The sequence below is a fragment of the Butyrivibrio sp. AE3003 genome (genome assembly GCF_000686065.1).
Taxonomy (GTDB): domain Bacteria; phylum Bacillota; class Clostridia; order Lachnospirales; family Lachnospiraceae; genus Butyrivibrio; species Butyrivibrio hungatei_A.
Genome location: NZ_JMLX01000001.1, coordinates 949653 through 965348, shown reverse-complemented (window position 1 = coordinate 965348; position 15696 = coordinate 949653). Strand labels below are relative to the sequence as shown.

The window sequence follows — 15696 nt, the reverse complement described above, 5'->3', positions numbered from 1 at the left end:
GTACCACGACGTATGAGAATGTAGACATAGAAAAAGTATCACCCATGATGCAGCACTATCTTCAGACAAAGAATGAGTACAAAGACTGCGTTTTGTTTTACAGACTGGGGGATTTTTACGAACTATTTTTTGACGATGCGAAGACTGTTTCAAAAGAGCTTGAACTTACCCTTACGGGAAAAGCGTGCGGACTTGAAGAGAGAGCACCTATGTGCGGAGTTCCTTTTCATGCGGTTGATACTTATCTTACAAGACTTGTTTCAAAGGGATACAAGGTTGCTATTTGTGAGCAGACCGAGGATCCAAAGCAGGCAAAAGGCATCGTAAAAAGAGATGTGACAAGGATCGTCACACCGGGAACGAATCTCAATATGCAGGCTCTTGAGGAGACCAAAAACAACTACCTCATGTGTGTATTTTATGATTCGGAATGCATCGGAATTTCTGTTGCGGATGTTACGACGGGTGACTATTACCTCACGGAAGTTTCAAGCATCAAGGAAGCTTGCGACGAGATTGGAAAGTACATGCCTTCCGAGCTTATCTGCAATGAAGCTTTCACCTTTTCAGGTGTTTCAACCGATGATCTTAAGAATAGGCTCGGAGTATATATAAATCCTCTCGATGCAAGATATTACGATGAGGAAAATTGTAAAAAGACACTGATCACGCACTTTAAAGTCAAGTCGCTTATCGGTCTCGGACTTGATGATTTCGGAAACGGAATCGTGGCTGCCGGAGCTCTTTTGCAGTATCTCATTGATATGCAGAAGACAGAGATAGCGAATATCACTCATATTTACCCTTATCTTACAAGTAAGTTCATGCTTCTTGATTCATCTACAAGGCGAAATCTTGAACTTGTTGAGACGATGAGGGATAAGCAGAAGAGAGGAACGCTCCTGTGGGTTCTTGATAAAACCAAAACAGCTATGGGTGCGAGAACGCTTCGAAGCTTTATAGAACAACCTCTGATCGAGAAAGATGATATTCTTTTAAGACAGGGTGCGGTCGAAAAGCTTGTAAAGAATGTGGTCACAAGGGAAGAAATACGTGAGTATCTTAATCCCGTATACGATCTTGAAAGACTTATGTCAAAGATCGTGTTTAAGACTGCAAATCCAAGAGATCTTCTTGCTTTCAGGAATTCAATCAGGATGATTCCGGCGATAAAGACATCTCTTATTGATGTTAAGGATGATCCGGAGCTTTCTTCACTTGAGGAGAGACTCGATCCTTTGAGAGATATATATGACCTTATCGATATGGCTATCGTTGAGGAGCCTCCGCTTACGATAAAAGAAAGCGGAATCATAAAGGATGGTTTCGACAAAGATATCGATACATTCAGAGAAGCCGGAACCAACGGAAAAAGTTGGCTTGCACAGCTTGAGGATGAAGAAAAGGAAAAGACGGGGATAAAAAATCTTAAGATCAAATACAGCAATGTGTTTGGTTATTCCTTTGAGGTTACCAATTCATTCAAAGACAAAGTCCCCGATTATTTCATCAGAAAACAGACTCTTACAAACTGCGAGAGATATACGACTCCCAAGTTGAAAGAGCTTGAAGATACAATTTTAAACGCTCAGGATAAGCTCAATAATCTTGAGTATGAGATGTTCTGCAAGATAAGAGATTCCATTGCTCTTGAGATAGACAGAATACAGGGCACGGCTAAAGCACTTGCGCTTCTTGATGTATATGCTTCGCTTGCTTATGTTGCCGAAAAAAATCATTATGTTAAGCCCTCAATAAACGAAAAGGGCGTATTTAACATAAAGAACGGAAGACATCCGGTTGTTGAGCTTATGCTTGATTCTTCCGATATGTTTATCTCAAACGATACATTTCTGGATAACAAAAAGCACTGCATCTCAATTATCACAGGTCCCAATATGGCGGGTAAATCGACATATATGAGACAGACGGCACTTATTTCACTGATGATGCAGATAGGAAGTTTTGTACCTGCAGAGAAAGCCGATATATGTGTCGTTGACAGGATATTTACAAGAGTCGGTGCTTCCGATGACCTTGGCAGCGGTCAGTCTACATTCATGGTTGAAATGAACGAAGTTGCTAATATATTACGTAATGCGACTTCAAATTCTCTTTTGATACTGGATGAGATAGGAAGAGGAACATCGACATATGACGGCCTTGCCATTGCCTGGGCTGTTACGGAGCATATCAGTAACAGAAAGATACTTGGTGCCAAGACTTTGTTTGCTACGCATTATCACGAGCTTACAGAGCTTGAGGGCAAGATGGACAATGTAAATAACTACTGTATTGCCGTTAAAGAAAACGGTGATGATATTGTTTTTCTAAGGAAAATCGTAAAGGGAGGCGCCGACAAGAGCTATGGTATTCAGGTTGCTAAGCTTGCGGGCGTTCCCGATATGGTCATCGACAGGGCCAAGGAGATTGTTGCTGAACTTACCGACAATGATATTACCGATAAAGTCCAGAGTATTGCAAAGGACAATAAGAGTGATAAAAAGGTCAAAGTTAAGCATTATGACGACGTTGATATGGATCAGATGTCACTGTTTGATACTGTAACCGATGAAGATGTGCTTAAGAGATTGCAGGAAATCGATATTACAACTCTTACGCCCATGGACGCTCTGAATACTTTGTACAAGCTTCAGAGTGATTTGAAAAACAGGTGGAAAAACTAAATGGCATTCATTAACGAACTCGACAAAAATACCATAGACCAGATTGCTGCAGGAGAAGTTGTTGAGAGACCTGCGAGTGTCGTAAAAGAACTTGTTGAAAACGCGATCGATTCAGGTGCTACCGCAATCACTGTTGAGATAAAAGGTGGCGGTATAGATATGATACGTGTCACCGATAACGGTTCCGGAATTGAAAAGACCGAGATAAGGAAAGCGTTTAAAAGACATGCTACAAGTAAGCTTAAGTCTATTGAGGATCTTTTTACGATTCATTCGCTTGGATTCAGGGGAGAGGCTTTATCAAGTATTTCTTCCGTTGCCCAGGTTGATCTGATCACAAAGACAAGAGACGATCTTGTCGGAATCAGATACAGTATAAGTGGCGGTGAGGAAGTATGCTTTGAAGAGATTGGAGCTCCTGACGGAACTTCTCTTATCGTAAGAAATCTCTTTTTCAATACTCCTGCGAGAAAAAAGTTTCTTAAGACTCCTCAGACTGAGGCAAGTTATATAGGTGATGTCATGGAGCATCTTGCTCTTGATAATCCTACAATATCATTCCACTACATAAACAACAGGGATGATAAATTCAATACTTCAGGAAACGGAGATCTTAAAGAGATCATATACAGGATTTACGGAAGAGATGTTTCACTTAACCTCGTTCCCATTAATATCACGGAAAAGGGCGTGACTATTGAGGGGTATCTTGGTGAGCCTTCCATAAACAGGTCAAACAGGAATTTTGAGATCTTTTTTGTAAACGGAAGATATGTAAAAGATAAGATTATTTCCAAGGCGCTGGAAGAGGGATACAAGCAGTATCTTATGATGCACAAGTTCCCGTTTGCCGTTCTACACATTAGAATGGATCCCGCGATGGTAGATGTAAACGTGCATCCCGCAAAACTTGAAGTCAGATTCGACAATCAGACTGCGCTTTATGAGCTTATCCGTTCAAATGTTGAGAATACGCTCAGAAATCGAGAGATGATTCCCGATGCGGTTCTTGACGATAACAAGAAGAAAAAGCCGGAGACTAATGCAGTCGAGCCCGTGAATATAATTAAGGCCGACAATGAAATTGCTCCCGAGCCAAAGAGCGTTGATGTATTCTTCGATGATGAAGCGGAAGATAAAGTTAAAAAAGCCGCTCCTGCCGTAAAAGAGAATGAGGCTACGAAAAAGAAAACCGCTCCGGAACCGTTTGAAAAGCAGAGATTCGAGGAGAATCTTGTAAAAGAAGAAACTCCTATCTACTCAAAAGATGCAAGCGGCGAAAAGGTTAAAATAAGTGATAACAACAAATCTGCCGTATGGACAAGGATTTTCGGAGATCTTGAGGGAAAACAGGCTGAAAAAACAGAACATCCTTCACCTATAATTAAGCCTTCGGAAGCTATTATAGTTGAAAAGCCCGTACAGCTGGATCTCTTTGAAGAGAAAGTTCTGAGCAAAGAGAATGTCAAAGAGTATGAGATTCTTGGTCAGATATTCGGAACATACTGGATCATCGGTTACAAAGATAAGATGCTTCTTGTGGATCAGCATGCTGCGCATGAGAAAGTAAACTACGAGCGCATGATAAAGAGATACAAATCGGGCGAAATGCTTTCACAGATGGTAAATCCGCCTGTTATCGTAACTTTGGCTTCTGCTGAGGAGGAACTTTTCCTTCGCTACAGGCAGTATTTTGAAAAGATAGGCTTTAACATCGAGAACTTTGGCGGACATGAATATGCGATGAGAGCTATTCCGGTGGATCTTTTTGGATGTGATGATGAGAAGGATCTTTTTATCAAAATCCTTGATGAACTGTCGCACGAGACAAATCTTGACAGGACACCGGATGTGATAAATTATAAGATCGCGAGCATGGCCTGCAAGGCTTCTGTTAAGGGCAATACCAAGATGACCAAGGAAGAGATGGAAGCTCTTTTGGACGAACTTCTTACTCTTAATAATCCTTATAATTGCCCTCACGGAAGACCTACGATCATATCGATGACAAAGTATGAAATTGATAAAAAGTTTAAACGAGTTGTGGAATGAATAAACAAAAGCTGATTGTTTTAACGGGGCCCACTGCGGTGGGAAAATCCAAATTATCAATAGAGCTTGCCGGAAAGATAGGCGGAGAGATAATCTCCGCTGATTCTATGCAGGTCTATAAATATATGAATATCGGCACGGACAAGATTTCCAAAGAAAAAATGGGTGGTATCCCTCATCATCTGATCGACTTTCTTGACCCGAAAGAGGACTTTAACGTCTTTATGTTTCAGAAACTTGTGAAAGATGCCATTACGGATATTTCATCAAGAGGAAAAGTGCCGATACTTGTCGGTGGAACAGGCTTTTATATTCAGGCGGTTCTTTATGATATTGATTTTACCGAGACGGATGAAGATAATACCATAAGACATGAACTTGAAGAAAGAGTCAGAAAAGAAGGCACTTCCGGTATTTATGAGGAACTAAAAAGTGTCGATCCCGAGTCAGCTCTTTTGATACATGAAAATAATTCAAAGAGGGTTATACGTGCTCTTGAATATTATAAAAAGACCGGCAGGAAGATATCCGAGCACAACAAGGAACAGAGCGAAAAAGTTTCGCCTTATGATTTTTTACTACTTTGTGCTTACGGATGACAGGGAAGTTCTTTATTCAAGAATTGATAAAAGAGTTGATGCCATGATAGAAGAAGGTCTTGTCGATGAAGTTAAAGAACTTCGAAAAATGGATATTCCAAAGACCGCGACATCAATGCAAAGCCTTGGATACAGAGAGATATTCGGCTATCTTGACGGCGAATACGACCTTGAAAGAGCGATATATCTGATAAAGAGAAACACAAGGCATTTTGCGAAGAGGCAGCTCACATGGTTTCGAAGAGAAAAGCAAGTTCGCTGGATAGACAAATCGGCATTTAACAGAGACGATAATCTCGTTTTGGAAGAAATACTAAGGATATATGAAAATGAGTGAATTAAATCAGACAATAGACAAGTTATATGATGAGTTCGGCATCTCAGAGAAGGTGCACAGATTCGGAGAAATTATTATTGAGGAGCTCGCGGAGAGATTTAAGAAGATTGATGAGACTGCTGAGTATAATCAGCTCAAGGTTCTTAAAGCTATGCAGGACAATAAGGTAAGTGAAGCATGTCTTATGGGAACAACGGGCTACGGATACAACGATATCGGAAGGGAAAAGCTGGAAGCTGTTTATGCATCAGTGTTTCACACCGAGGATGCGCTTGTTCGTCCGCAGATAACATGCGGAACTCATGCGCTTGCACTTGCTCTTATGAGTAATTTAAGACCCGGTGACATGCTTTTTTCTCCTGTAGGAAAGCCTTACGATACACTTGAAGAAGTTATCGGAATAAGAGAATCAAAGGGCTCTCTTGCAGAGTATGGAATCACATATTCACAGGTGGATCTTCTTTCTGACGGAAGTTTTGATTATGACAATATCAAAAAGGTTCTTGAAGAGAACGAGAACATAAAACTTGTTACCATACAGAGGTCAAAGGGATATCAGACAAGACCGACTCTTTCCGTATCGAGAATAGGAGAGCTTATTGCATTTATTAAGGGCATAAAGAGTGATGTTATATGCATGGTAGATAACTGCTACGGAGAATTCGTCGAGAGAATCGAACCTACAGATGTAGGCGCCGATATGGTTGTCGGATCTCTCATAAAGAATCCCGGAGGCGGACTTGCTCCGATCGGTGGTTATATTGCGGGCAAAAAAGAATGCGTCGAGAATGCGGCATTCAGGCTCACTTCCCCCGGACTTGGAAAAGAAGTTGGCGCTTCACTCGGAATACTTCCTTCTTTCTATCAGGGTCTTTTCCTTGCACCTACAGTAACTGCAAGTGCGCTTAAAGGTGCAATATTTGCTGCCAATATTTATGAGAAATTCGGATTTTCCGTTTGTCCGGACAGCAAGGAAGAAAGACATGACATCATACAGGCTGTCACATTCGGAAAGCCTGAGGGTGTTATAGAATTTTGTAAAGGTGTTCAGGCTGCGGCTCCCGTTGATTCATTTGTAACTCCCGAGCCATGGGATATGCCGGGATATGATTCACAGGTAATAATGGCTGCAGGTGCCTTTGTTTCGGGCTCTTCAATAGAGCTTTCGGCTGACGGTCCCATCAAGGAACCTTACTCTGTATTCTTCCAGGGAGGCCTTACATGGCCGCACGCCAAGATCGGTATACTAAAGACTTTGCAAAATCTTGTAGATGCAGGCCTTATCTTGTGCTAAACTAATAGCTGTATGATTTTGATTCATTCTGATCGCCCGGAAAGCTTGTATCAGGAGGAATCACATGAAGCAATCAGATATCTCTTTTAAAGAGCACAGAACATATGAAGACCAGCTTCCCTATGAGCGCTTTTTAAAGTCAGGTCCGGAAAGTCTGACCGATGCCGAACTTCTTGCAATTATAATTCGAACAGGAAGCAGCAGTGCATCTCCGGTTGATATAGCAAAGAAAGTTATGGCAATGGGTAGAGGAAAGGAGAAAGGACTTAACAGTCTTTTCTGTGTTTCTGTTGAAGAACTTATGAAAGTTCATGGCATAGGGGAAGTCAAGGCGGTCAAACTTAAATGTATTGCTGAGCTTGCAAAGAGAATGTCTTGCCAGAAAGCGGATATCGGCCTTTTATGCAACGATCCGTCTATGGTTGCAAATTATTTTATGGAAAAGCTAAGGCATGAAGAATCCGAGAGGGTCTTTTTGCTTTGTCTTAACAACAGATTAAAGCTTGTCCAAGAAGTTCTTTTGTCCATGGGGACTGTCAATTCAGCCTCATTATCACCGAGAGATGTTTTTATTCACGCTCTTAGAACGGGAGCTTCAAATCTGATATTGGTGCACAATCATCCGGGCGGAGATCCGTCTCCGAGTAAATCGGATGTTCTTATTACCAATAAGATCAGGGAATCAGGGGCAATGCTTGATATCATTTTAAGGGATCATATTATTATAGGAGATCGCTCATATTACAGCTTTGAAGAAAAAGGGCTGTTATGGCAATAAGGAGGACGTTTTGAGTAACATATTTGGAATCGATCTTGGAACCAGCAACATTAAGATTTATAACAGAGATGAGGATGGACTTTTCGTTGAGAAGAACATGATTGCCATCGAAAACAAGACAAGAGTTTTTGCTTATGGTAATTCTGCATACGAGATGTACGAGAAAGCTCCCGATAAGATTCAGATAACATATCCTCTTAGCAGTGGTGTTATTGCTGATATCGAACACATGGAAGCTCTTGTAAAGCTGTTTTTGACAGATCAGATGAAGGGTTCCGTTAAGCCTTGCGAAGTTTATATTGCAGTTCCCAAGGATGTTACGGAAGTAGAAAGGCGTGCTTTCCACGATCTTATAAATGATGCCGGAATTAAAGCCAAGAAGATCATGATGGTTAAGAAACCTCTGGCTGACGGTCTCGGAATGAATGTTGACGTTATGAATTCACAGGGTGTACTTGTTGTTGACGTCGGATATGACACAACAGAGATCTCAATTCTTTCACTCAGAGGAATCGTTGTCAGCAAACTTATCAAAGTCGGCGGAAAGAAGTTCGACGAGGCGATAAGAACCGTTATCCGTAAGGAATTTGGTCTTCTTATTGGTGAAAAAACATCGGAAACTGTAAAAATGTCACTTAAGGATCTTGAAAAAGAGGGTAAGGATGCAGTCGTTTACGGAAGAGATATCGTAACAGGTCTTCCCGTAGAGAGAATGATCCCTACAGATCTTCTCAATCAGGCTCTTATTGAGAGCTTTGACGTAATCCTTGATAATATTAAAGCCACACTTGAGAGAACTCCTCCGGAACTTGCGGCAGATATCTTCAAGCACGGACTTTATCTTACAGGCGGTGCTTCTCAGATTTGCCACCTTGCACAGAGACTTTCAAACGGTGTAGGCCTTAATGTTAATCTTGCCGAGAACCCGATTGGTTCTGTTGCCCTTGGTCTTTCTAAGATTATTAAAGATGACCAGTACAAGGTTCTTGCTTATGGAATCGAAGAGGATAAATAATGAGCCCTGTTATTAGGAGAAACGGAGAAGAGTTTACTGTCCCCAGTAAATATCTTCTCTCTATTTTAACTGCATTATGTATTGTTCTTATGCTGATAACGTTTAATGCAGACAAGATCAATGCAGGTCCGCTTGAAGGACCGATAAATGCTTTTGCAAGTGTCTTTATGATGCCGCTTCAAAGAGGCATCACGACTGTCGGAACCAAGATTAAAAATACCGCCGACAGATTGTCTGAGATCTCAAGACTTCTTGACGAGAACGAAAGACTTAAAGCAAAAGTAGATGAACTTACAATTGAAAACAACAAGCTTCAGCAGGATAAATACGAGCTTATACAATTTCGTGAGCTTAAAGAACTTGATGATCAGTATAATTTTGATACTGTTGCTGCAAAGGTTGTGTCTAAAGAGCCCGGTAAATGGTATGACTCCTTTATTATTAACAAGGGAGAAGATGACGGGCTTGAAGTTGATATGAATATTCTTGCCGACGGTGGTCTTGTAGGACGTATTATCAAATTGGGGCCGGATTGGGCTCAGGTTCGTGCAATCATTTCTGACGATAATAATGTTACCGGAACAGTTTTAGCCTTGAAGAAAAATCTTAATGTTTCCGGTAGCCTTAAAGAGTATGATCTTAGCGGAAATATTACTTTTTCAAGATTTAAAGACGATAAAGTTGCGCGTGGAGATTCTGTGGTTACATCCTCTATCAGTGAAAAATATATTCCCGGTGTTCTGATCGGATATATTTCGGAAATAGAGAATGAACCCGACAATACCAAAAAAGGAACAATTACGCCCGCTGTTGATTTTGAGCATTTGGACATAGTGCTTGTTGTCAAGAATCCCAAACCTTTTAAACAAAAATAAAAACAGATGAGTATAAGAAGATTATTAGTAAATTTTTTATTGACGATATTGACGTTTGCAGTGCAGACTTCAGTTTTTAACAGAGTATTGGATTTCGGAGGTGTTACTCCGGATCTTATGCTTGTTTTTGTGACCTCTGTTGCCTTTTTACGAGGAGAAAAAAACGGGACTTATGACAGGTTTTTTTGGTGGTTTATTGATTGATATATTTTTTGGTCACCTCGGTTTTTATGCACTTATCTATATGTATCTCGGGTTCCTTGTGGGAAAACTGAACGAGGTCTTTTATTCTCAGAATATTGCAATCCCCATCACGATAATATCTGTTTCTGATTTTATCTACAATTTTGTTTGTTATGTTTTGCTACTCTTGTTCAGAAAGCGATTTGATATCGGTTATTATATGATGAACACGATAATACCCGGAGTTGTCTATACTGCGCTTGTTGCGATTTTCTATTATCCGGTTATCTTGAAGATACATGAATGGATCCTTGAGAAGGAACAAAGGAGCGAGAAAAAATTTGTTTGACGAGATTAAAGAGAAATTTATAAAGTTCATAACTTCAAGATCTGTAATGCTTGCAGGGGTAATTGTTGCATTTGCATGTGTTTTGCTTGCTCGTTTATTTTATTTGCAGATAATGATGGGAGATTATTACAAAGAAACGGCAACCAACGAAACAATCAAGGATAAGTATATCCCTGCACCTCGCGGATGCATCTATGACAGAAACAAAAATCTTCTTGCTCATGATGAGCGTGCGGATTCCGTAACGATAGAAGATGTATATCCCGATATGAAGCTTAAGGAAAAGAACCGTAAGATCAATGAAACATTACAGAAGACTATTGAGATTATCGAAGCCAACAATGATGAAATAGATTTTGATTTTGATATCGTGAGGGACGTTTCGGGAAAATACATTTTTAAGTCGGAAAATGAATCGGATATTCTAAAGTTTCTCAGAGATGCTTACGGAAGAACTTCCGTAAAAGAGCTTAAAACTGAAGAAAAAGTAAAGACAGCCAAACAGGTGGTTGAGGATCTTTGCTATAGCTACAGTATCGGAGATTATACGGATCCTCAAAATAAGAGCAGAGAAACATTTGAGGCTATGAAGGGGTATTCGCCCGAAATTGGATTTAAGATACTGGTTATCAGATATAGAATGGCTAAACAGGGCTTTCAGAATTATCTTGCTACCACTATTGCTTCGAAGGTTTCGGAAGAAACCGCCGCTGCAATTTTGGAGAGTAAAGATCAACTTGAGGGTGTTGATATTACAAGCAGCTATGTAAGAATGTATGATGATGATTTCTTCTGCTTTTCACCGATTCTTGGATATACTGGAAAAATATCAGTCACAGAGCTTGATGAATTTAATAACGGTGCAGGCGACGAAGCAGAAGAGGATAAAAAAGGCTTATTTGCAAAAGCCGGTTCCGCCGATGATGAAGAACAAAAATATGATCTGAATGATATTGTCGGAAAATCCGGTATTGAAAAGTCACTTGAAAGTGAACTTCAGGGAATAAAAGGAAAAGATACAATTCACGTAGATAAAACAGGACATATTCTTGAAATCAGTGACAGTGTTGAGCCTGTCGCAGGCCATGACGTGTATCTTACCATCGATAAAGAACTTACCAAGGGATGCTACAAGATTCTTGAAAAAAATCTTGCAACCATTCTCCTTGATAAGCTTAAAGATTCAAAACGCGGACCCGTTTTTGATGAGAAGCCCAGTGCAAATCAGATGTGGCTTCCCATATATGACGCATATATAAATCTTTTTGTGAATGATATTATAGATATTTCTAAATTTAAAAACGCTGACGCGCAGGAAAACGAAAAGGCTTTGTATGCAGCATTTGTTCCCAAGAAAAAAGAAACGATCGCTGCGATAAAGGATGAACTTCTGAATAAGAAAACTCCTAAAAATCAGCTTCCGGAAGAGTATCAGGAATATATGGATCATATTCTGAACATCTTAAAGGATAAAAACTATCCTGTAATTTCAGCTGATAAGGATGACGAAGATTTCGTTAAGATGAATAAGGAATGGAAAGCGGGAAACGTTTCTCTTTCCCAGTATATTGACAGGGCGATAATAAACGAATGGGTTGATGCATCTAAGCTTGATATTGAAAATCTTTATTCCGATTCGGATGAAACTTACAGAGAGATCGTCAATTATATTGTCGAGGGAAAAGAAGGTAAAGGGGCTACAAAGCAGTACGGCCTTAATAACGATCATATATTTGATACTTATCTATATAAGCATATGCTTTATTCAGATACCATAACTCCGAGGCAGGTATGTAATGTTCTCTTGGAGCAGGGAATCATAAAAGCAGACAATATTGATCCTGATGAACTTACAGTCTGGAATAATGGTGGAATTTCGCCTTATGTATTTTTACGTAACAGGTTGGAAAAACTGGATATAACTCCTGCACAGCTTGGCTTGTATCCTTGTACCGGTTCCATGGTAATTACAGATGTACAGACCGGTGATATTCTGGCACTTGTATCATACCCGGGATATGACAACAATCGTCTTAGTGAAGGTGATCCCGATTATCTTACCAGTCTATTGACGGATAAATCAAATGCTAAACCTATGTACAATCATGCCACTCTTGAAATGACAGCGCCCGGATCTACATTTAAGATGGTAACCGCTACCGCGGGACTAATGGAAAATGTTATAACTACAACTTCGGCTATCAGCTGTAGCGGAATTTTCAGTAAATCGGATCCTCAGCATCCCGCAAAATGTTGGAAAAAAGGCGGACACGGTTCACTTAATGTTGTAGGTGGTATCAGAAATTCTTGTAACTGCTTTTTCTATGAAGTCGGTTATAGATTGGGAACAAGTGGCAATAAATATGACAGTGATCTTGGTTGCGCCAAGCTTGCTAAATATGCGGGAGAATATGGCCTGACAGATAAATCCGGAATAGAGATTGCCGAAGCGGAACCAGAAGTTGCCTCAGAGGATGCTGTCCGTGGCGCTATCGGACAGGATACAAATAACTATTCAACTGTTGGTCTTGCAAGATATATTACAACTGTTGCAAACCGCGGAAAATGTTTTGATCTTACATTGGTAGATAAGATTGCGCTTGATTCCTACGGCAAAATGAAAGATAACAGTGCTAAGGTCAGAAATCAGATAAATATGCCGCAGGCTTACTGGGATTTCATTCATCATGGAATGAGAGAAGTAGTAATGGATAAGCCTTATTACAGCGAACTTTCAAATAAAGGATGTCCTGTTGCGGGTAAGACCGGAACGGCGGAAGAAGGATTGAAGCCCAACCATTCGCTGTTTGTCTGTTATGCACCGTACAGTGATAAGAACGAGCAGCCTAAAATTGCGGTTGCTACCAGAGTTGCAAACGGATATACATCAAGTTATGCGGCTCAGATCACTGAAAAGGTTCTTGAATACTATTTTGAATATAAGACACTTGATGAAATTCTCGGTGGAGGAGAAGCTCTTGTCGGAGGCGGACGCGAGGACTAAAGTTTGGAGAAATTAAATGCGTGAAATGCTGAAAAAATATAAGATAACTGAATATGATTTTTTCCTTGTGGCAATGATCTTGATAACAAATATCTTTGGTATTCTTGCCGTCACTTCCTCTTTTCCCACATTGAAGACAATGGTAATCGGCGGATCGATAATAAGTTTTTTGCTAATGATATTTTTGTCGCTTGTGGACTATACTTTTTTGCTAAAGTTTAATTGGCTCTTTTACATTGCAAATCTTGTCCTTTTGGCACTCATTTTTACTCCTATGGGAACGACGATTAACGGTGCAAGAAGGTGGTTGAATCTTGGCTTCAGATTTCAGCCTTGTGAAGCGGCCAAAATAATATTGATTTTATTTTTTGCGCAGTTTATTATGAAATATAAAGATAAAGTTAAAGATATACGCTTTATCTTTGTTTGTTTTGCTTTGTTGGGGGCTCCTATTTTGCTTATTATAGGGCAGCCCGATCTTTCGACATGCATCATGATATTTGTTACTTTTGCGTGCATGTTGTTTGTTGCCGGAATGGACTGGAGACTGGTTGCAATTGCGCTAACCGTGGCAGTTCCGCTTGTTTTATTTGTTATCGGTGATGCTGTAAACGGCTGGGGTATTGTTTTTGGTAAGGTTTTAAAAGTTTATCAGGGTGAACGAATACTTGCATGGTTGCATCCCGAAGATTTTACAACTGACAAGGCTTATCAGACATTACATTCGCTTATGGCAATCGGTTCGGGTGGAATCCGCGGAAAAGGATATAACACAGATGATGTCACCGTACTTAATGCGGGATTTATTTCAGAACCTCAGTCAGACTTTGTTTTTGCGGTAATAGGAGAGGAATTTGGCTTCATTGGGGGATGCGCGGTTATCATTCTGATCTTAATAATTTCGGTCAGATGTTTTATGATCTCCTTTAGGGCAAAAGACAAAGCAGGACAGCTTCTTGCAGCAGGAATGGGAGCTTGGGTCGGATTTCAGGGATTCATCAATATATCCGTTGTTACAGGTCTTTTCCCAAATACGGGACTTCCGCTTCCGTTTATCAGCGCAGGAACATCTGCAATTTTAAGTATGTATGCAGGCATGGGTATCGTCCTTAATGTCAGATTGCAAAGCAACAAGTATATCTAGGGAGGGTTATAGATAGAAATGAATATTGCGCTTATTGCACATGATGCAAAGAAGAAGCTTATGCAGAATTTCTGTATAGCATATAGGGGTATATTGAGTAAAAACGATCTTTTCGCCACGGGTACAACGGGCAGACTTATAGAAGAAGTTACAAATCTTAGTATTCATAAGTATCTTGCGGGACACCTCGGAGGTGCACAGCAACTTGGAGCTGCTATCGAACATAACGAGATTGATCTTGTTATTTTTTTGAGAGATCCGCTCACTGTTAAATCACATGAGCCTGACATCAGCAATGTCATGACTCTTTGCGATATGCATAACATCCCGGTTGCAACTAATCTTGCTTCAGCAGAACTGCTTATTAAATCTTTGGATAGAGGAGATCTTGAGTGGCGTGAAATGTATAAGTAAGCCTTGTTCTTTTTTTGCTATAGTGTTGATGTTGTCATCCGTTTTTATGAGCGGATGTTCTTCAATTCCATACGAAGCAAAGTATTCGATTGATAAATCAACAACAAGTAACAGATGTGAGCCTTTTGCGGCAGATAAGTGTATTGCCGACGTAGAGGATATTACAAGCCAGGACATGCAGGTCAATGACAAAGTAAGTGCCGGTCTGTTTGACATTAACAGAAGAAGAACACTTTATGCAAAGAACGTACATGAAAGACTTAAACCCGCCAGTCTGACGAAAGTCATGACTGCTTATATTGCGCTTAAATATTTCGGAGATCAGCTTGATAAGGTGCTTGTTGCAGACTCATCGGTATATGCCAATGAGAGCGGAGCTCAGGCACTCGGACTTAAGGAAGGCTGCTCGATGACGCTGAACGAAGCACTTTGTGCGCTTCTTATTTATTCCGCAAATGACGTGGCAAATCTTATTGCGACTAATCTTGCGGGATCCATTGAGGCTTTTGCCGATATGATGAATGCCGAAGCCTTAAAACTTGGTGCGACTCAGTCTAATTTCAAGAATCCAAACGGTCTTAATGTTGAAGATCACCTTGTTACCGCATATGATATGTATCTGATCTTCAGTGCCGCTATGAAATATGATAAGTTTTCAGAGATAATCAGCATGAATTCTTATGATGTAAAGTGGACCGATGAAAACGGTGAAGGCCAATCAAGGACAATTGATAATACAAACGGATATCTCAGAGGAGATGTGGCAGCACCGAGCGGAGTCACTGTTATCGGTGGTAAAACCGGTACCACAAATGCTGCCGGACATTGCCTTATCCTGCTTGCGAAAGATGGAAGCGGTAATCCGTACATCGCAGTAATTATGCGCGATACAGACGGTGATACATTGTATTCAGACATGACTAATATGCTTAACGAAATCGTTAAATGATGTTGTCTTTTAGCAC

11 protein-coding genes and 1 pseudogene are annotated in these 15696 nt (G+C 40.3%); all 12 read left to right on the top strand.

The genetic code is table 11. The features are described 5' to 3' along the window. Positions 1 to 44: 44 nt before the first annotated feature. The 12 genes and pseudogenes from mutS (at position 45) to CD00_RS0104645 (ending at position 15680) form a co-directional block, all read left to right on the top strand. The gene (mutS, locus tag CD00_RS0104700; RefSeq protein ID WP_034462312.1) at positions 45 to 2687 is read left to right on the top strand and encodes a DNA mismatch repair protein MutS; all 2643 of its coding nucleotides are present in this window, start codon (positions 45 to 47) and stop codon (positions 2685 to 2687) included. Beyond that, positions 2688 to 4739, top strand: a complete 2052-nt coding sequence (mutL, locus tag CD00_RS0104695) for a DNA mismatch repair endonuclease MutL (RefSeq protein WP_026654893.1) — start codon at positions 2688 to 2690, stop codon at positions 4737 to 4739. Beyond that, a pseudogene (gene miaA, locus CD00_RS21345) lies at positions 4736 to 5675 on the top strand (tRNA (adenosine(37)-N6)-dimethylallyltransferase MiaA). Before mutL ends, miaA begins: the two are co-directional and overlap by 4 nt. After that, entirely contained in the window at positions 5668 to 6969 is a 1302-nt protein-coding gene (locus CD00_RS0104685; RefSeq protein WP_026654892.1) for a methionine gamma-lyase family protein, read from the top strand. The pseudogene miaA and the gene CD00_RS0104685 overlap by 8 nt, the downstream one beginning before the upstream one ends. 64 nt (positions 6970 to 7033) lie before the next feature. Next, on the top strand, positions 7034 to 7747 hold the full coding sequence (radC, locus tag CD00_RS0104680; RefSeq protein WP_026666765.1) for a RadC family protein: 714 nt from the start codon (positions 7034 to 7036) through the stop codon (positions 7745 to 7747). Positions 7748 to 7757: 10 nt separating this feature from the next. Then, positions 7758 to 8762 (top strand): rod shape-determining protein, encoded by a 1005-nt coding sequence (gene mreB, locus CD00_RS0104675; RefSeq protein WP_026654889.1) that lies wholly within the window; start codon positions 7758 to 7760, stop codon positions 8760 to 8762. Continuing rightward, positions 8762 to 9637: a rod shape-determining protein MreC gene (gene mreC / locus CD00_RS0104670; protein WP_026654888.1), complete on the top strand. Its 876-nt coding sequence runs from the start codon at positions 8762 to 8764 to the stop codon at positions 9635 to 9637. The genes mreB and mreC overlap by 1 nt, the downstream gene beginning before the upstream one ends. A gap of 172 nt (positions 9638 to 9809) precedes the next feature. Next, entirely contained in the window at positions 9810 to 10169 is a 360-nt protein-coding gene (gene mreD / locus CD00_RS17230; protein WP_051594082.1) for a rod shape-determining protein MreD, read from the top strand. Further along, entirely contained in the window at positions 10162 to 13173 is a 3012-nt protein-coding gene (locus CD00_RS0104660) for a penicillin-binding transpeptidase domain-containing protein (RefSeq protein WP_034461970.1), read from the top strand. Before mreD ends, CD00_RS0104660 begins: the two co-directional genes overlap by 8 nt. A 25-nt stretch (positions 13174 to 13198) precedes the next feature. Continuing rightward, positions 13199 to 14317 (top strand): FtsW/RodA/SpoVE family cell cycle protein, encoded by a 1119-nt coding sequence (locus CD00_RS0104655; RefSeq protein WP_026654886.1) that lies wholly within the window; start codon positions 13199 to 13201, stop codon positions 14315 to 14317. Positions 14318 to 14335: 18 nt separating this feature from the next. Further along, positions 14336 to 14731: a methylglyoxal synthase gene (mgsA, locus tag CD00_RS0104650; RefSeq protein WP_026654885.1), complete on the top strand. Its 396-nt coding sequence runs from the start codon at positions 14336 to 14338 to the stop codon at positions 14729 to 14731. Next, the gene (locus tag CD00_RS0104645) at positions 14715 to 15680 is read left to right on the top strand and encodes a D-alanyl-D-alanine carboxypeptidase family protein (protein WP_034461968.1); all 966 of its coding nucleotides are present in this window, start codon (positions 14715 to 14717) and stop codon (positions 15678 to 15680) included. Before mgsA ends, CD00_RS0104645 begins: the two co-directional genes overlap by 17 nt. Positions 15681 to 15696: the final 16 nt, after the last annotated feature.

Coding starts and splice junctions, on each gene's coding strand:
- mutS (WP_034462312.1), top strand. CDS start 45: ATGATGCAGCACTATCTTCAGACAAAGAATGAGTACAAAGACTGCGTT.
- mutL (WP_026654893.1), top strand. CDS start 2,688: ATGGCATTCATTAACGAACTCGACAAAAATACCATAGACCAGATTGCT.
- CD00_RS0104685 (WP_026654892.1), top strand. CDS start 5,668: ATGAGTGAATTAAATCAGACAATAGACAAGTTATATGATGAGTTCGGC.
- radC (WP_026666765.1), top strand. CDS start 7,034: ATGAAGCAATCAGATATCTCTTTTAAAGAGCACAGAACATATGAAGAC.
- mreC (WP_026654888.1), top strand. CDS start 8,762: ATGAGCCCTGTTATTAGGAGAAACGGAGAAGAGTTTACTGTCCCCAGT.
- mreD (WP_051594082.1), top strand. CDS start 9,810: ATGACAGGTTTTTTTGGTGGTTTATTGATTGATATATTTTTTGGTCAC.
- CD00_RS0104655 (WP_026654886.1), top strand. CDS start 13,199: ATGCTGAAAAAATATAAGATAACTGAATATGATTTTTTCCTTGTGGCA.
- mgsA (WP_026654885.1), top strand. CDS start 14,336: ATGAATATTGCGCTTATTGCACATGATGCAAAGAAGAAGCTTATGCAG.